Source organism: Nocardia anaemiae NBRC 100462, assembly GCF_001612725.1.
GTDB lineage: Bacteria > Actinomycetota > Actinomycetes > Mycobacteriales > Mycobacteriaceae > Nocardia > Nocardia anaemiae.
In genome coordinates this window covers 1-18966 of sequence record NZ_BDAZ01000070.1, presented here as the reverse complement: position 1 = coordinate 18966, position 18966 = coordinate 1, and the positions used below count along the sequence as shown (strand labels likewise).

Below are 18966 nucleotides of genomic sequence, written 5' to 3'. Positions count from 1 at the left end.
ACAAACGCTAGGAAGTAGTCCCGGAAATGCTCGGCTTGTTCGAAGGTGTGTTGGCGTTCGCGCGCGGTGCGCGACAGGGGCTCGGCGCATGACGCGCCCGAATCGCGAGCGGCCCAACCGGACTCGAGGCCCGCGGATCAAGACCCTGCCGCAATTGCTCACCACGGCCGTGGAGGCCAATCCGGCCGGATCCGCGGTCGTGTTGGCGGATGCGACGATGACATTGGCGCAGCTGAGTTATGCCGAGCTCGATGATCGGTCGAACCGCTTGGCGCGCTTGCTGATCGAACGCGGTATCGGCCCGGAGGATTTGGTCGCGGTCGGTATTCCGCGATCGGTGGAATCGGTTGTCGCGGTGTGGGCGATCGCCAAGGCCGGTGCCGGATTCGTGCCCGTCGATCCGAACTATCCCGCCGGTCGCATCGCCCACATGCTGTCGGATTCCGGTGCGGCATTGGGTCTTACCGTTGCGGAGCTGGGCCTTGGCGTCGCGGCGGTGGATCTGCCCGACGGTCCGGACTGGCTCGCCATCGATAACCCGGATATCGCGGCATATTCGGCGGAACCGATCACCTACGCGGATCGGACCCGGCAATTGCGTGCCGAGCATCCGGCCTATGTCATCTACACCTCCGGATCGACCGGAGCGCCCAAGGGTGTGGTCGTCACCCAGGCCGGGCTCTCGAATTTCTGTGATGAGCAGCGCGAACGCTACACACTCAGCTCCGATTCGCGCACATTGCATTTCGCCTCGCCCTCGTTCGACGCGTCGGTATTGGAATTGCTGCTCGCGCTGAGTCGGGGCGCGACCATGGTCGTCGCCGCGCCGACGGTGTACGGCGGCGCGGAACTGGCCGCACTGCTGCGCCGGGAGCGGGTGACGCACGCATTCATCACCCCGGCCGCGCTCGCCTCGCTGCCCACCGACGGGCTGGACGAGCTGCGCGTCGTGGTCGCGGGCGGTGAGGCCTGCCCGCCGGAGTTGGTGCGGCGCTGGGTATCGCCGATCGCTGATGGCCGGACCCGGGAATTCTTCAATGGCTACGGCCCGACCGAGACCACGATCATGACGAATATCAGCGCACCGCTGGTACCGGGCGAACCGGTGACCATCGGTGGGCCGATCCGCGGGATCACCGAATATGTGCTGGATGAGGAGCTCGCGCCGGTGCCGGGCCGGGTCGTCGGCGAACTCTATATTTCCGGCGCGCAGGTGGCGCGCGGCTATCACGACCGGCCGGGACTGACCGCCGCTCGGTTCGTGGCCGATCCGTTCGGCGAGCCCGGTTCGCGGCTCTACCGCACCGGCGATCTGGTGCGCTGGACGGCCGAGCGAGAGCTGGAATACCTGGGGCGCAATGATTTCCAGGTGAAGATCCGTGGTTTCCGCATCGAACTCGGCGAGATCGATGCGGTGCTCGCCGCACATGACGGCGTCGATTTCGTGGTCACCATCGGTCACGAACAGGTCAGTGGCGCAACGATTCTGGTGTCGTATGTGCGTGCAGTCGATGGTGTCACCATCGATACGGCGGAACTGACCGAGTTGGCCGCGAGCAAACTGCCAGCCCATATGGTGCCCAGCGCGATTATGGTGCTCGACGAGATCCCGCTGACCCCGGTCGGCAAGTTGGATCGGCGGGCACTGCCCGCGCCGCAGTTGCGCACCAAGACTTTCCGCCCCCCATCGGGTGCCATCGAGCCGGTAGTCGCCGAACTCTTCGCCGAGGTCCTCGCCCTCGAGGTGCCGGTCGGCGCCGATGACGACTTCTTCGCACTCGGTGGCAATTCGCTTATCGGCACCCAGCTGATGGCGCGCCTCGGTGCGGTGCTCGATGCCAGAATTCCGGTGCGTCTGCTCTTCGAGACGCCGACCGTCGCCGGACTGGCCGCCGCGGTGGCGCAACATGCGGGGGCGGGTGACCGCAAGGCATTGGTTGCCGGTCCGCGCCCGGAGGCGATTCCGCTGTCGCTTGCCCAGCAGCGGATGTGGTTCCTGAACCGGTTCGATCCCGCATCGGCGGCCTACAACATTCCGGCCGCGGTGCGGTTGAGCGGTGCGCTGGATGTGGCCGCGCTGCGGGCGGCGGTCGCGGATCTGGTTGCGCGACACGAGGTTCTGCGCACGGTGTATCCCGACACCGACGCCGGTCCGGTGCAGCTGATATTGCCCGCGGATGAATCGGCGCCCGAGCTGACGGTCGAGACGGTCGCGGCCGATCAGCTCGAATCCGCTGTGCGCGAACTGCTTTCGACCACATTCGATGTCACCGCCGAGGTGCCGCTGCGAGTCGGCTTGTTCGAGGTCGAGGACGAGCCTGCCGAATTCGTATTGGCGTTGGTGGTACACCATATCGCCGGTGACGGCACCTCGATGGGTCCGTTGACACGTGATCTGATGACCGCCTACGCCGCTCGGTCGGCCGGTTCCGCGCCGGGCTGGGCACCGCTGCCGGTGCAGTACGCGGACTACAGCATCTGGCAGCGTGAGCTGCTGGGCAGTGAGGACGATCCGCAGTCGTTGGCGGCCGGACAGATCGCCTACTGGCGCGACGCACTCGCCGAACTGCCCGACCAGCTGGAGCTGCCGACGGATCGGCCGCGGCCGCCGGTGCAGTCCTTCGCCGGTGGCAAGGTTGCGGTGCATATCGATGCCGAAACCCATCGGGCGCTGGTGGAATTGGCGCGTGCCGAGGGTGCGACGCTGTTCATGGTCGTGCACGCGGCCTTGGCCGTACTGCTGGCCCGGTTGGCGGGCACCGATGACCTAGCCGTCGGCACACCCATGGCCGGTCGTGGTGAGGCGGCGCTGGACGAACTGATCGGCATGTTCGTCAATACCCTGGTGTTCCGGACCCGGGTCGATGAATCCGCGCCGTTCACCGAATTGCTCGCGCGGCAGCGCGAGACGGATCTCGGGGCCTTCGCCAACGCCGATGTGCCGTTCGAACGACTCGTCGAGGTGCTGAATCCGGTTCGCTCGACCGCACGGCACCCGTTGTTCCAGGTGGGATTGTCGTTCCAGAATCTGGCCGCGACGACTCTGGAGCTGCCCGGACTGACCGTATCGGCTGTCGACTTCGATGCCGCGGTCTCGCAGTTCGATCTGCACTGGATCATCGGCGATCAGTACGACCAGACGGGTCGGCCCGCGGGTATCCACGGTGCCGTCACCTATGCGCACGACCTGTTCGACGATTCGACAGTGCGGGGCTTCGTAGCTCGGTTCGCGCGCCTGCTCGGCGAGATCGCCGCCGCACCGGGCACCATCGTCGGTGACCTGCGATTGCTCGACGCCGCCGAACGGGCCGAGCTGGTATCCGGCCGCAATGCGACCGACCATGCGGTGGATGCGACGGCAACGCTGGTATCGCTTTTGGATGCGACCGTGGCCGCGACACCGGGCGGGGTGGCGCTGATGGGCGCGGACGGCGAACCGGTGACCTATGCCGAGCTCGATGCCCGGGTGAACCGGCTGGCACGGCACCTGATTTCGCGGGGTGTGGGGCCGGAGGCGCGGGTGGTGCTCGCCTTCCGGAGGTCGGTGGATCTGGTTGTCGCGATGTACGCGGTGGCCAAGGCCGGTGCCGCGTATGTGCCGGTGGATCCGGACCAGGCCGCGGCGCGGACCGACTACATTCTGGGTACCGCGGCACCGGTCTGCGTATTGACCAATGCGGCAGCGGGTTTCGAAACCGAGCTGGCACCGGTGGTACGACTGGACCGGCTCGATCTCGGGCGGCTTCCAGAGGGGCCGATCCGCGATGATGAGCGGGTGCGGCCGCTGCGTGCGGCGAATACCGCGTATGTGATCTTCACGTCGGGTTCGACGGGTCGACCCAAGGGCGTCGCGGTATCGCATGCCGCGATTGTCAACCAATTACTGTGGAAGACAATCGAATTCGCGCTCGGACCAGGCGATGCGGTGTTGTTGAAGACCGCCGCGACCTTCGATCTTTCGGTGTGGGAGTTCTGGTCGGCGGCCGTATTCGGCGGGCGATTGATACTGGCCCACCCGGACGGGCATCGCGATCCGGCCTACCTGAACGATCTGATGGCACGCGAGTCGGTGACGACGCTGCATGTGGTGCCGTCGATGCTGGACGCGCTGTTGACCGGTCGGCTGCCGTTCACCTTGCGGCGGGTGCTGGTGATCGGTGAGGCGCTGCCCGCGGGACTGGCACAGCGCTTCCGGGAGATCTATCCGCAGAAGGAACTGTTCAATCTCTACGGGCCGACCGAGGCGGCGGTCTCGGTCACCAACCATCGGGTGACCGACGCGGATACGGCCTCGGTATCGATCGGCGCTCCGGAGTGGAACAGCCGCGTCTATGTGCTGGATTCGCGGTTGCGTCCGGTGCCGGTGGGTGTTTCCGGTGAATTGTATTTGGCCGGTGCGCAATTGGCGCGCGGCTACTTCGGGCGGGTCGATCTGACGGCGGAGCGGTTCGTCGCGAATCCGTTCGAGTCGGGTGCTCGGATGTACCGCACGGGTGATCTGGTGGCCTGGAATGCCGCGGGTGAGTTGGAGTATCGCGGTCGCACCGACTTCCAGGTGAAGATCCGTGGGTTCCGGATCGAGCTGGGGGAGATCGAGGCGGCCTTGGTCGCGCTGCCGGAGGTCGCGCAGGCCGCGGTAATCGCCGATGTCGATCAGCGCACCGGTGATCGGATCGTCGCGTATCTGGTGGGCGTCGATATCGATGCGGCACAGGTGAAGTCGGCGCTGGCCCACGTGCTGCCCTCCTATATGGTGCCCGACGCCTACGTGGTGCTGCCCGCGCTGCCGCGCAATGCCAACGGCAAGCTGGATCGAAAGGCTCTGCCCGCACCGGAGTTCGAGACCCAGGTCTTCCGTGCGCCCTCGACGCCGATCGAGGAGATCGTCGCCGGGGTGTTCGCCGATGTGCTCGGGGTGGATCGGGTCGGGATCGATGACGACTTCTTCGCACTCGGCGGCAATTCGCTGATCGCCACCCAGGTGGCGGCGCGGCTGGGGGCCGCGCTCGATACGCAGGTGCCGGTGCGGGTGTTGTTCGAGGCGACCACCGTCGCGGCACTGGCGGTTCGAGTGGAGCAGCGGGTCGGCTCCGGTCGACGGCTGCGATTGACCGCGGGGATGCGGCCGGACCGGGTGCCGTTGTCGCTGGCACAGCAGCGAATGTGGTTCCTGAACCAGTTCGATACCGAATCGGCCGCTTACAACGTGCCGGTCGCGGTGCGACTGACCGGTGCGCTGGATATCGATGCGCTGCGGTCGGCGGTCGCCGATGTGGTGGCCAGGCATGAGGTGCTGCGCACCGTGTATCCGTCTCGCGGCGGTATCGCGTACCAGGTGATTCTGCCTGTGGGACAGGCGGTTCCGGATCTGATCGCGGTGGATGTCGCTGCCGATGAGCTGCGGGATCGAATCGTGGAGCTGGTCGGTGCGGGTTTCGATGTCACCGCCGAAGTGCCGGTACGCGCGGAATTGCTGCGCTGCGAAGGCGAATACGTGCTGGTGCTGGTGGCCCATCACATCAGCGCCGACGGCTGGTCCATGGGTCCGCTGACCCGCGATCTGATGCAGGCCTATATCGCGCGCACCGGCGGATCCACTCCCACGTGGACGCCATTGCCAGTGCAGTACGCCGACTTCGCGCTGTGGCAGCGGGCCGTTCTCGGCTCGGAATCGGATCCGGATTCGCTTGCTGGACAACAGGTATCGTATTGGCGGCAGGCCCTGGCCGAGCTGCCGGATGAGCTGAACCTGCCCTCGGATCGGATTCGGCCCGCGGTCCCCTCGTTCGTCGGCGGCCGGTGCGATATTCCGATCGATGCGCAGTTGCACGCGGCGCTGGTGCGATTGGCCCGCGAGCACAATGCCACCCTGTTCATGGTGCTGCACGCCGCGCTCGCGGTACTGCTGGCGCGCCTGTCGGGCACCGACGATATCGCCATCGGCACGCCGGTCGCCGGGCGTGGTGAGGCCGAACTCGACGATGTCATCGGCATGTTCGTGAATACGCTCGTGCTGCGCACCGAGGTATCCGGCGCCAGCACCTTCGCCGACCTGCTTGCTCATGCCAAGGATGTGGATCTACAGGCCTTCGCGCACGCGGATATTCCGTTCGAGCGCTTGGTGGATCTACTCGAACCGGAACGGTCCACGGCACGGCATCCGCTGTTCCAGGTGGCGCTTACGTTCGAGAATCTGCCGGACAATTCCTTCGAGCTGCCCGGGTTGCGGGTCGCCCCAGTGGATTTCGATCTCGTTATAGAGAAATTCGATCTGTCGCTGGCGGTTCGCGAGTCGAGTTCGGGCATGTTCGCCGCGTTCACCTATGCGCGGGACCTCTTCGACGGCGAAACGGTGCGGGTATTCGCGGATCGGTTCGTGCGGCTGCTCACCGCGATCGTCGCGAACGCGCAGACACCGGTGGGTGATCTGCCGCTGATGGCCGAATCCGAGGTCGAATTCCTGACCAGGGTGCAGCCGGATCATGTGATGGCGGGTGGGCTGCTGCCCGATCTGCTGTTGCGCGGGTTGCGCCTGGGGGCGGACCGGGTCGCGATCCGGTACGCGGGCCGCTCGATCAGCTACCGCGAACTCGATCGGTACTCGTCGCGGTTGGCCAGGGTGCTGATCGAGCGCGGCGTCGGCCCGGAAACGCTTGTCGCGCTGGCATTTCCGCGCTCCTACGAGATGGTTGCCGCCGTGCTGGCCGTCGCGAAGGCCGGTGGCGCACATGTGCCGATCGATCCAACCCATCCGCTGGAACGGATCCGGTACCTGCTGACCGACTCGGCCGCGGTCATCGGACTGACCTCGGTCGAACACCTCGGTGCCCTCCCCGATGACGTGCCGTGGCTCGCGCTCGGCGATCGCGCGACGGAGGCATTGTGCGCCAACCGATCCGCCGCACCGATCACCGACGTGGACCGGATCACCCCACTGCGCCTGCACAATCCGGCCTACGTCATCTACACCTCGGGTTCGACCGGTATGCCCAAGGGTGTCACGGTGACCCACGCCGGACTCGGCGGCCTACTGGAACACGCGATCGAGCTCTACCGTTTGGCGCCCAACCGCCGCTTCCTGCATATCTGCGCGCCGAGCTTCGACCCGTCGGTGCTGGAATGGCTGTGCGCCTTCTCGGTCGGCGCGACGCTGGTGATCGTGCCGTCAACGGTTGCGGGCGGGCACGAACTGGGTGACCTGCTGCGCAACGAGCAGGTGACGCACGCGATCATCACACCGGCGGTCCTGGGCACGGTCGATCCGACCGGACTCGAACACCTCGAAATGCTCTCCGTCGGTGGCGATGTCACCACACCGGAACTGCTGGCCAAGTGGCAGCCCGGCCGCAGGTATTACAACGGCTACGGCCCGACCGAGACCACCATTATCTCGTCCTATGCGGAATTGACTGCGGGACAGCGCATTACGATCGGCAGTCCGGTACGTGGCATGTCCGCCTTGGTGCTGGACACCAGGCTGAACCCGGTACCGCCAGGGGTGATGGGTGAGCTCTATCTGGCGGGCGGCGCACTCGCCCGCGGCTATCGCAATCGAGCCGGACTGTCCGCGGAACGTTTCGTCGCCAACCCGTGGGGTGCGCCGGGTGCCCGGATGTACCGCACCGGTGACCTGGTCCGCTGGTACGCGACTCCGGCGGGGCAGTGGGAGCTGGATTATCTGGGGCGCAGCGACTTCCAGGTGAAGGTGCGTGGCTTCCGTGTCGAACTCGGGGAGATCGACACGGTGCTGGGCGGCCACGAGGATGTCGCATTCGCGGTCACGCTCGGTCGCGAAACCGCCGCTGGCGCAACGGTACTGGTGTCGTATGTGCTTCCGGTGGCCGACCGCATCGTCGACCCGGACCGACTCACCGAATTCGCGGCGCGGGTACTGCCTTCGCATATGGTGCCCTCGGCCGTCGTCATCCTCGATGCGGTGCCGCTGACCAGCAACGGCAAGCTCGACCGCAAGGCGCTGCCCGAACCGCAGTTCACCGCCACGGTCTCGCGGGCACCGTCCAGCCCGCTGGAATCCCGGATCGCGGAGCTGTTCGCGCAGGTGCTCGGCGTACGGCAGGTCGGAGCCGATGACTCCTTCTTCGCCATCGGCGGCGACAGCATCGTCTCGATCCAGTTGGTTTCGCGGGCCAAGGCGGCCGGAATCGGCTTCACCCCGCGCGATGTCTTCGAGCAGAAGACCGTCGCGGGATTGGCGCGGGTCGCGGTGCTCGGTACGGATCCCGCGCCGGTCGTGCTGGCCGAGTTGCCCGGTGGCGGGGTCGGCGATGTCCCGCTCACGCCGGTGCTGGCTGGTTTCCTCGAGAACGGGTCGTTCGGCCGATTCGCGCAGACCCTGGTGCTCGCGCTGCCGGAGGATATCGATCGCAGCGGATTGGCCGCGACGCTGACCGCGATACTCGACCACCACGACATGTTGCGGGCGCGGGTATGGCAGGTCGACGGCCGGTGGTGGCAGCAGGTGGCCGCGCCCGGCACCCTGGACGTGTTGTTGTCCGAGGTCGATGTGCCCGACGAGGCCGAGCTCAACCGGATCGGCAATGCCGCTGTGGCTTCCGCGCTTGCGACATTGGATCCGGCTACCGGCCGGATGGTCGCGTTCAGTTGGCTGCGCAGGTCGAACGCACGCGATCTGCTCATTGTCGCGGCGCATCACTATGTGATCGACGGGGTGTCGTGGCGGATTCTGATCCCGGACCTCATCACCGCATGGGCGCAGCGTTGCGCCGGGATGGCCATTGCCTTGCCGCCGGTCGGAACGTCGTTCCGGCGTTGGGCGCACGGTCTTGTCGAGGCGGCTGGTTCGCCGTCGCGGATGGCCGAACTCGACTACTGGCGCACTGTGCTGGCCACACCCGATCCCTTGCTCGGTTCGCGTGCGCTCGATCCGGCCGTCGATACCCACGCGACGGTGCGACAGTTGACGGTCGAGGTACCGGTCGATGTCGCCGATGCGGTACTGACCACGGTGCCCGCGCTGTACCGGGGCGGCGTCAACGACGGTCTGCTCGCGGCGCTGGCCATGGCGGTGCGCACCTGGCGGACGCGGCGCGGTATCGACCTGCCGGTCACCAGGATTCGACTCGAGGGCCACGGTCGCGAGGAAGCGACCGTGCCCGGCGCCGATCTGACCCGCACTGTCGGCTGGTTCACCAGCGTGTACCCCGTGGCGCTCGATCTGACCGGCGTTGCCGATGAGACCGCGGCGGTGCTGCGGTCGGTGAAGGAGCAATTGCTCGCGGTTCCGGATCGGGGGATCGGCTTCGGGCTACTGCGCCAACGGAATTCGGATCTGACCGGTGATATCGGACAGATCGGCTTCAACTATCTGGGCCGGGTGTCTACTGGCGGTGCAGCGGAGCTGACCGATCCGGCCTGGCTCCCGTCCGGCGATCTTGGTGACCTCGAGGACGGCCAGGATCCGGCACTGCCCGCATCGGCCGTGGTCGATATCAATGCGATCGTCGTCGATACCGATACCGGACCGCGCATGGACGTGGTGTTCAAGTACGCCGGTGAAATCCTGGACGCGGCGTCGGTGCGGGAACTGGCCGACGACTGGCTCACCGCGCTGACAGCGGTGGCACGGCACGTGGCCGACCCGAACGCCGGTGGCCTCACCCCGTCGGACGTGCCGCTCGTGTCGACCACCCAGCACGAACTCGACACCTGGCGCGCGAACTACCCGGGCCTGGTCGACGTACTGCCGCTGTCGCCGCTGCAAACCGGCCTGCTGTTCCTGATGGAAATGCTGGCGGAGTCGGTCGATCCCTACGTCATTCAGGTCGCTGTCGAACTCTCCGGGGAATTCGAACTCGACCGCCTGCGCCGCGCCGCACAGGCGGTGCTGGACCGGCATGCGAATCTGCGCAGCGCCTTCACTTTCGGCGCGAACGGCAAACCGGTGCAGCTCATCGCCGACGGTGTTCATGTGCCGTGGCGTGTTGTCAGCGAGGTGCCCGATGCCGACCTGCCCGAACTGCTCACCGCCGACCAGCGCACCGGATTCGACGCCGCGCTCGCGCCGCTGCTGCGATTCACGGTGTACCGCACCGTATCCGGTGGCACGCACCTGGTGCTGACCGCGCATCACATCCTGCTCGACGGCTGGTCCATGCCGCTGCTGATGAAGGATCTGCTGATCCTGTACGCGACCAGGAGCGATACCGCGCTGCTGCCCGCCGCGCGGCCGTATCGCGACTATCTGGCGTGGCTGTCGCGCCAGGACCGCGAAGCCACTCTGCGCGCGTGGCAAACCGCGTTGGCCGAGGTCGCGCCGACCCTGCTCGCGCCCGCGCTGGTGCGACCCACGGTGGCGGACAATGGATTCGGCAGATCGGTATTCGAACTGTCGGCGACCGAGACGGCCGCGCTGACGTCGTTCGCGGCGGCCACCGAGGTCACCGTCAATACGGTGTTGCAGGCGGCGTGGGGCGTGGTGGTCGCCGGTATCACCGAGCGCGACGATGTCGTCTTCGGCGTCACCGTTTCGGGACGTCCACCGCAGCTCGACGGCGTCGACGCGATGGTCGGCCTGTTCGTGAACACCATCCCGGTGCGCGTCCGATTCGATTCGCGGACAACGGTTCCGCAGTTGCTCACCGAGTTGCAGGCCGAACAGGCCGCATTGCTGGAGCATCACTATCTCGGGCTGGCCGATGTCCAAGCGATCGCGGGCGGAAGCGAGTTGTTCGACACGCTGGTCGCCTACGAGTCGTATCCGATCGATGCCGATGGCCTGCGGCAGGCGGGCAGCGCCGTCGACGGGCTGGTGGTCGGCGGCGTGAATTCGGTCGACTACACCCACTATCCGGTGACCGTCCGGGCCGAACTCGGGGCCGAGCTGCGGGTGGAGTTGCTGTATCGCGGCGATGCCGTCGCGGATTCGGCGGCGCGGGCGCTGACTCAGCGGTTGCGCACTGTCCTCGGTGCCTTCGTCAACGGGGATTCGGTTGCGGCCGTGCGTGATAGTGCGGAGTCCGACGTACTCACCCAGGTTCGATACTGGCGCACCACGCTGGCGGGACTGCCGGATGAGTTGACGCTGCCCATGGATCGTCCGCGCTCGACCGTGCCCTCTTATGAGCGCGGGCAGGTCGAGCTGAAGATCGGTGTGCACCTGCACCACGAACTGCGTCGGCTTGCCGAGACCAGGAATACTTCGATATTCGTGGTGGCGCATGCGGCATTCGCGGTGCTGTTGGCGCGGTTGTCCGGCACGACCGATATAGCCATCGGCGCACCGGCCTCGGGGGCGACCTTCGGTGAACTGGTCGCCGCGGTCGGTCCGACCGACGCGGCCGGGATCTCCGGGACAACATTCGACAACACCGTGGTTCTGCGCACCGAATACAGCCCGGGTGTGACCTTCGATGACCTGCTCGCCTCGGTCGTAGCGGCCGATGCCGCCGCATTCGCGCACGCCGATGTGCCGTTCGCACAACTCGTCGAGCTACTCGATCCGGTTCAGATGACCGGCAGGCATCCGCTGTTCCAGGTCGCCATGGGTCACCACACAACAGATCCGTTCACGATTGACCTGCGGCTTTCGCTGAACGAGCGGATCGGTCCGCGCGGTGAGACCCAGGGCGTGCAGGCCGAATTCACCTATGCGACAGACCTGTTCGACGCGGTGACGGTACAGGGCTTCGCCGATCGGTTCGCCCGCATTCTCAGCGCGGTCGTCGCCGATGCCGCGGTGATCGTCGGCGATATCGAATTGCTCGGATCGAACGAACGCACCAGGGTGCTGCGCGAGTGGAATTCGCGCGGTGCGTGGGTGCCCGCCGCGACACTGCCCGAACTGATCGCCGATCAGGCTCGGCGCAGGCCGGATGCGGTGGCGGTCCGCTTCGGCGATACCGCACTGAGCTTCGCGGAGCTGCGGCGGCGGGCGAATCGGGTGGCCAGGGCGCTGATCGCCGCAGGCGCCGGTCCGGAGTCGCTGGTGGCCGTTGCGGTTCCGCGTACCGAAGAGCTGCCGGTCGCGTTGCTGGGTGTGCTCACCGCGGGGGCGGCGTATCTGCCGATCGATATCACCTATCCGGCGCAGCGGCTGGCCTTCGTGCTGTCGGATGCCGTGCCGGTCTGTGTGCTCACCACGGCGGAACAGCGAGCTGACGTGCCGGTCGGTGAGTTGCCGGTGATATTGCTCGAAGCGACAACGGAATTCGACGATCGCCCGGTCAGCGATGCCGATCGCATCGCACCGCTTTTGCCCGACCATCTCGCCTACGTCATCTACACCTCGGGGTCGACGGGTGTGCCGAAGGGCGTTGGTGTGGCGCATCGCAATGTGGTCGAGTTGTGCGCGAATACCCAGCCGCTGTTCGGTTTCGACGAGACCGATGTGTGGACGCTGTTCCACTCCTTCGCCTTCGACTTCTCGGTTTGGGAGCTGTGGTGTGCGTTGGCGACCGGTGGTGCGGTGGTCGTTGTCGACTATGCGACCTCACGGGCACCGGAATTGTTCCGCGAGCTGCTGATTCGCGAACAGGTGACGGTGCTGAACCAGACTCCGTCGGCGTTCTATCAGCTCATCGAGGCCGATCGGGCGGCGAATGGGGACCGCGAATTCGCGCTGCGGCATGTCGTATTCGGTGGCGAGGCATTGGACCTGCGGCAGTTGCGGCGCTGGTACGAGCGTCATGACGTGGATGCGCCGCGGCTGGTGAATATGTACGGGATCACCGAAACTACGGTGCACGTGTCGTTCCTGGCGCTGGACAAGCAGATCGCGGACAGTCCGGACAGCCTGATCGGGCGTGCGCTGCCCGGCCTGGACGGCTATGTGCTCGACGAGCGCTTGCATCCGGTGCCGGTCGGGACACCAGGTGAGATCTATGTGGCCGGAGCTCAGCTGTCCAGGGGTTACCTCGGCAGGCCTGGACTGGCGGCGGCGCGTTTCGTCGCGAACCCCTTCGGCGCGCCCGGATCTCGCATGTACCGCACCGGTGACCTCGGACGTTGGGGCCATTCCGGACTCGCCTACGCCGGGCGCAGTGATCAGCAAGTTCAGTTGCGCGGCTTCCGAATCGAACTCGGTGAGATCGAATCGGCGCTACTGCGCTGTCCCGGCGTGAGTCAGGCGGTGGTGCTGGTCCGCTCGAGCGAACGTCTCGGTGATCAGCTCGTGGGTTATGTGGTGCCCGCGGCCGGTGCCAGCATCGATCCGGATGAATTGCGCGTCCAGGTGGCCGAATTCCTCACCGGCTATATGGTTCCCGCCGCCATCGTGGTGCTCGATGTCATGCCGCTGACGCCGAACGGCAAGCTGGACCGGCGCGCACTGCCCGAACCCGCATACGAGGCACGGCAGTACCGGGCACCGGCGACGCCGATCGAGGAGACCGTAGCCGCCGCCTTCGCGGAGGTGCTCGATCTCGACCGATTCGGTATGGATGACAACTTCTTCGAGCGCGGCGGCAATTCGCTGATCGCCACGAAGCTGACCGCGCGGCTGAGTTCGCTTCTCGGCGAGAAGATTCCGGTGATGCGGATCTTCACCGCGCCGACCCCGGCGGACTTCTTGGCCGAGCTGGCCCGCCGGGCGGGTGGGCAGGTCGAGGGCGAGGCGGCCTTCGATGTGGTGCTGCCGCTGCGTGCGACGGGTACCGCCGATCCGCTGTTCTGCATCCATCCGGTGTCCGGGATCGCATGGTCGTTCGCGGGTCTGGCGGCCTACCTCGATTCCGACCGGCCGATCTACGGCATCCAAGCGCCGACCCTGGCCGCACCGGCGGTGCTGCCGGACACGATCGAGGAGTGGGCCGCGATCTATGTCGACGCGATCCGCTCGGTCCAGCCGAAGGGGCCGTATCACCTGATCGGCTGGTCGATGGGCGGTGTCTTCGCGCATGAGATCGCGGTGCAGTTGCAGCGGGCCGGACAGCGGGTGGCCACACTCGCGGTGATGGACAGTTATATGGCCGATCCGCCCGACGAACGCGCGCAGGGCGGTGGCTCACCCGTGCCGGTCGCCGAGCTGATTGGTGGCCTGCTCGGTGAACAGGCCGGTGACCTGGGCTTCGCCGAGGATCTGGACTTGGCCCAACTCGCTGAGCGACTGGTCGAGCTGCCGGAGCCGTTCGCCTCCTTCGGCTCCGACCGGTTCACCCGGGTGCTCGATACGGCCGTGCATTCGGTGGTGCTGCGCAATTCCTATCAGCCGGTTCGATTCCACGGCGACGTCATCTACTTCACCGCGGCTTCGGACGACCCCACCGGGTCGATCGGTGCGTCGATCTGGGCCTCGGTGGTCGACGGCACGGTCGACAACCGTGCCGTACCGACCACCCACTGGCAGATGACCGCCGCCCCCGGACTCGCCGAAATCGGCAAGGTGTTGACGGAGGTGTGGCACGAAACTCCACCGGAGACTGATGACTGAAAGATTTCATTGAGACTGCTCAGTCCGCGGCGTGGATCTGCGAGGTCCGGGTCACGCCGGACGCTGGCTTTCCTGATGAATCCTGGCGCGATTTTCGAGCAGATTTTGACGATGTGTGGCTCGACAACGCAGCTACCGATGAATTTCGCTTCGTTACCATATATGGGAGACGGCAACACATCTCGGGAACAATGATGTCGACGAGGGGGCGCGAATATTCGACAGCGATCGGCACGCAATGACGGCGGGGGTTCGCCGAGTGGAGTCCACGCTCGCCTGGCGAGTGCTCTGCGCTTCGGCCGCCGGTCGGCAGACCATTCCGACGACCCGATCGTCGGGATCCAGGAGGCGATCGCGGAGTTGCGACGTCAGGCCGAGGTGTTAAGCCAACAGACCTCGATGCTCATCGAAGATCAATGTCACATCGAGGGCTGGCTCGACCTGAAGCGGGACGAGGCGGACAAGCTCGCCGCATGTATCCGCATCGCGAACGAACAGGCCGAAGCGGCGGTCACGCGAGGCGACAAGGACGAGGCGGGCCAATACCGCCAAGCGCATGAGGGTTTCATGCGCCAGTCGCTACCGATTCGCGTCGAGATCGAGAGCCTCGAGCAGACGTTGCAGACCCTCGAGGTGGCCAGGAGTACGGCCGAGCACACCGTCCGGCTGTCGGGGCGGCGAATCACCATCTTCGCCGTGCTGGAATCACGGCTGCGGAACGCCGAAACGCGGGCACCGGGGACTGCCTTGGGAGCAGCGATCGAGGCTGCATTCTCCGACTACGACGCAACGATCGCGCAGATACAGGCGTCGGCTCGGGACGCCGCGATCGCACGGATAACGGCCCGGCACCTCGCGGACGACTCCGTTGCTACGCCGATCGCCGCGTCGCATACGAATCCGACAAGCCCCGAACGCGATTCGCGGCCGATGCGGCTGCCGCATCCCGAACCCTCCGTTGACGCACGAGTTGTCCTGATGGGAATTGGTATGAGTGTGAGCATGATCCTGCTGGCCACGGCCAGTGCAGGAGGCAACGAACCCGGCGTGCAAATTGCCGCTGTCGCTGCCGCTGCGGTACCCGCCATCGGCGCGGCGATGTCGACGGTGTCGCGTTCCGAACTCGTCGAGATCGCCAACACCAACCTGCGCCGCACCCTGTGGGCGGGGCAATTGCTGGCCTTGCTCTCGGTGACGACGTTCGTGGTCTCGGTGGTGCTGGGCGCCTTCGGTCTGGTGCCGGAAGTCGGCACCATCTACACCGCGCTCACCGGCGGCGCCCTGGGCGGCGTGTCGTTGATCGTGTCCAACCGCACCAAAGACGCGCTGAGCCTCGCCATCCAGTTGGAGATGATCAACAGCATCGAAGACCCGCGTGAACGCGACCGGGTCCGGGCCGAAGCAGCGCTGCGCGCGATGGACGGTCCGCCGCGAACGCGCGCCGTCGGCGCCCGTCGGCGACGACCAACAGCCTGAGCGCCGCGTACTGGAACTCTGCGGCGATCAGTTTCACGTATGCGTCGCTTTCGGATTGCGCGGGGGTGTGTGGGTTGCGTTCGGGTTGGTTGGTCTGCGGTGGGTCCTGTTGTACTGCATCGACTTTCAGGGTTCGCTGTGCCCAGATGGTTTGGCGGTCGGTGGTTTGGCCGGTGTAGTGCTGGGGGCGTTGGGTGCCGTACCCGGCTTACCTTTCGCAGTCAGGTGGGCAGGCCTCCGGCTTCCAGCGTGGTCGACTGGCTGTGGTTGCGTTCTCGAGAATGTATTGGTGGAGAGGGCTTCTCGACGTTTGCTTGCAGGGATGCATGGCAATCGGTTGTCCAGGAGGCTATGCGGGTGGCCTGAATTCGCCAGCCTTATGCCGGTGGTTGAGGTCTCCCACTCGGCTGGGCTCGAGATCAGGTGGACATGGTGGCGGGGCTTCTCGCGGTTTGCCGCCATGGTTTCCACGTGATCAGTTGTCCAGGCGCACGGGTCATGGCGCGTTGCGGGATAACTACATCCAGGCGTCGAGTTGGTCCCAGGAGATCTTGATGTCGAAGGGGTCGGCTACGTCTACGGCCAGGAGGTCCTTGCCGCGGTACGTGGTTCCTTCACTGCCGTAACGGCGTTCGGCTTGCAGGCGCAGGCGTTCGACCGCGAAGGCGGGGCCGTCGTTCTGGGCCATCTCCACGATCCAGTAGTGGGGGATGCCCGCCTCGGCATATTCGATCCGTTTGGTCGATCGATCGACGGTGCGAGTGTTGGGCGAGACGATCTCCACGGCGATCACCACGTCCATCGCGTACGGTTTGTTGCGCCACTTGCCGCGCCGATCTTCCGGTAGCCAGCGGTAAACCAGGGCATCGGGTCTGCGGTAGCTGAACGGAACCTCGGTGAGAAGCATGTCGAGTTGACCTCGCACGCGATGGCAGCTGCCGCGCCGAGTGTCATGTTTCTTCGCGGCTTCCTGCAGGGCGGCGATAAAAGCTTGTGCAAGACCCTGATGATTCTCTGTCGGCGATGCGCAGGTCACGACCATGCCGTCGATGACCTCGATCCGCCTCGACAACTCCTCCGGGATATCGAGGTAGCTCTCCAGCGTCACCGGCAGCATGCGGGCGGCCTCATGCAGCCAGTGCCAGCTTCTGTCTGGTGTCGCCATGGTCGTCAGCCTTCCGTCGCCGGTAGTTCCCGCGTTCAGCGAGGGCTTTCGTTCGACGGAAGCTGTTATGTGTTGAACTTGCCGTAGTGCACTCCGGTCGTGAAGGCGTCCCACTCGGCTGGGGTGAAGATGAGTGCGGGGCCGGTGGGGTTTTTGGAGTCGCGGATTCCGACGTGACCGGCTTCGAGCCAGGCGACTTCGACGCAGTTGTCGGCCGAACCGCTGCGCGACGACTTGAACCACTGGGCGCCGGTCAGGTTGATGGTCACGGGTCGTATCTCCTTGCTACCTGTCTGAGCAGGTCCCTCGATGCTTGCTCGTCCAGTGTGGCACGCTTGAGCACTTCGTGAATGTCCCGGAATTGCCGCACGTCGGCATCGTCCTCGAAGCACATTGAGCCGGTGGTGTTTTCGCAATAGACGACGGGTGGCTCCGTGTCAAAACCTCGGCCGGATGCCGGGAAGTCCAGGATGGTATATGGCTGCACAGGAACCCCCGCAGCCGGAAAACCGGCCGTGGACGGCAGTATTCGCAATGTGACGTTGTTCCGAGTGCTCATATCCGCCATGTGTCGGCATTCGTTGGCCATGACGGTGCGCGATCCGACAAGCGTGTGCAAGACGCTCTCATGAATGATGAACTCGGCCGGGATTGGGTTGCGCTGCCGAGTCAAAATAGCCGACCGTTTCAATCGCACACTGACACGACGTTCGAGATCTTCCGATGTATCGGTCGGGCGATATGGTTGCTCGATAGCTCTCGCGTAGTCGGCGATCTGCAACAGTCCCGGCACGATTAACGGCTGATACGAGAACAGTTGTGACGCACCGGATTCGAGTCCAAGATATGTTCCATACCCCGGCCGAATCAGATGGCGGTCTGCTTGCCACCACGATTTCGTCGCCATCTGCTGCGCAAGGGTTTTCAATTCGTCGATCCGTTGATCGCTGAGGCCGTACAGGCGGCCGAATCCGTCTACGTCACGCTGCTTGACTTTGTCGTTGTGTCCCTTCTCGATTCGGATTACCGAGGTCTTGCCCATCTCCATCTCGCGCGCGGCCTGCTCGAGCGTGAACCCGGCACCCTCGCGCGCATCACGAAGTGCTCGCCCCAGTTGTCGACGCGGCAGCGTCGAGTCCGGCTGATCATCCCTCGGCATTGGTTCCCCTTCCCCTGCTTAGTCCGAAACGGCCCAGGTTCCGGTCCGGTTCGGACGTAACTCCAGATGTAATCGGTCCGGATACTGCGGGTACGGACGATTTCAATCGGACTGTCCGTTCAAGACTCGGCGGTGCCGTGTAGGGGAGCAACATAACCACATGGTCGAGCGACACGGAAGCATCAACAACACGAAACGCCCTGGCTACGAAGGTATTCGAGCTCGGGAAATCGAGAGTGCGAAGCAATCGCGCCCGGTACTCGTCACCGTGCCACCGCTGTGTGATGCCGTGGACGTGGCGCTGGCGCACGAGCTGTGGCAGCGGCATCGCGCATGCCGAATCAATCGGTGCGTGTGGAAATCGGCGGCGTATCAGACGCTGGTACTCGCCGGGCGGCTGATTCCGCAGTCGATGAGTCCGCGTGAGCGCGCGGCCGCCAGAGGGATCGATTTCCCGAGAGCGCCCGAAAGCGACGCGCTACCGCCTTTCGGCCACTCGGTGGGGACATTGCGTGAGGTGCTGGACAGGCTCGAGTCGCTGGCATGCGATCCGTACGGGCAGGGGGAGGCATGGGCGAGCGTCGCACCGAGGTAGACGGGTGGCTGGCCGAGTGGCGGATAGACCACCACGACATTCGAATGATGCTGGTACGCAACGGGTCCGAGCAACCTTTGCTTTCGTGCTCTGCGGCTTCGGCCCCGGATCTGGCGCAGATGCGAGAGCGGTTTCCGGAGCTGTCTGCGTTGTGGGATGCGATT

7 protein-coding genes are annotated in these 18966 nt (G+C 65.5%); 4 read left to right on the top strand and 3 right to left on the bottom strand.

Features of this window, described 5'->3' with window-relative positions; all coding sequences use genetic code 11:
* Window positions 1–88 precede the first annotated feature (88 nt).
* Both NA5_RS32625 and NA5_RS32620 read left to right on the top strand, forming a co-directional pair.
* A complete protein-coding gene (locus NA5_RS32625) occupies window positions 89–14407 on the top strand; it encodes a non-ribosomal peptide synthetase (RefSeq protein ID WP_062992877.1) in 14319 nt (4772 codons plus the stop codon).
* Between the two features lie 360 nt (window positions 14408–14767).
* Window positions 14768–15883, top strand: coding sequence for a hypothetical protein (locus NA5_RS32620; protein WP_157110764.1), 1116 nt, complete (start codon window positions 14768–14770; stop codon window positions 15881–15883).
* Window positions 15884–16400: 517 nt separating this feature from the next.
* On the opposite strand, the gene NA5_RS32615 is transcribed toward NA5_RS32620, so the two are convergent.
* From NA5_RS32615 to NA5_RS32605, 3 genes are all read right to left on the bottom strand, one after another.
* On the bottom strand, window positions 16401–17048 hold the full coding sequence (locus NA5_RS32615) for a Uma2 family endonuclease (protein WP_062992875.1): 648 nt from the start codon (window positions 17046–17048) through the stop codon (window positions 16401–16403).
* 65 nt (window positions 17049–17113) lie between these two features.
* The gene (locus NA5_RS32610; RefSeq protein WP_062992874.1) at window positions 17114–17317 is read right to left on the bottom strand and encodes a DUF397 domain-containing protein; all 204 of its coding nucleotides are present in this window, start codon (window positions 17315–17317) and stop codon (window positions 17114–17116) included.
* Window positions 17314–18207: a helix-turn-helix domain-containing protein gene (locus NA5_RS32605; protein WP_062992873.1), complete on the bottom strand. Its 894-nt coding sequence runs from the start codon at window positions 18205–18207 to the stop codon at window positions 17314–17316. The genes NA5_RS32610 and NA5_RS32605 overlap by 4 nt, the downstream gene beginning before the upstream one ends.
* Before the next feature lie 160 nt (window positions 18208–18367).
* Here NA5_RS32605 and NA5_RS32600 point away from each other — a divergent pair, with 160 nt between their 5' ends.
* Window positions 18368–18802 (top strand): hypothetical protein, encoded by a 435-nt coding sequence (locus NA5_RS32600; protein WP_062992872.1) that lies wholly within the window; start codon window positions 18368–18370, stop codon window positions 18800–18802.
* Window positions 18778–18966: hypothetical protein (locus tag NA5_RS41925; protein ID WP_218020207.1), on the top strand; the 189-nt coding region annotated here is incomplete at its 3' end. The genes NA5_RS32600 and NA5_RS41925, both read left to right, overlap by 25 nt.

Bases quoted from the DNA above. Each gene is read 5' to 3' on its own strand.
- NA5_RS32625 (WP_062992877.1), top strand. From the start codon at position 89: ATGACGCGCCCGAATCGCGAGCGGCCCAACCGGACTCGAGGCCCGCGG.
- NA5_RS32615 (WP_062992875.1), bottom strand. From the start codon at position 17,048: ATGGCGACACCAGACAGAAGCTGGCACTGGCTGCATGAGGCCGCCCGC.
- NA5_RS32605 (WP_062992873.1), bottom strand. From the start codon at position 18,207: ATGCCGAGGGATGATCAGCCGGACTCGACGCTGCCGCGTCGACAACTG.
- NA5_RS32600 (WP_062992872.1), top strand. From the start codon at position 18,368: ATGGTCGAGCGACACGGAAGCATCAACAACACGAAACGCCCTGGCTAC.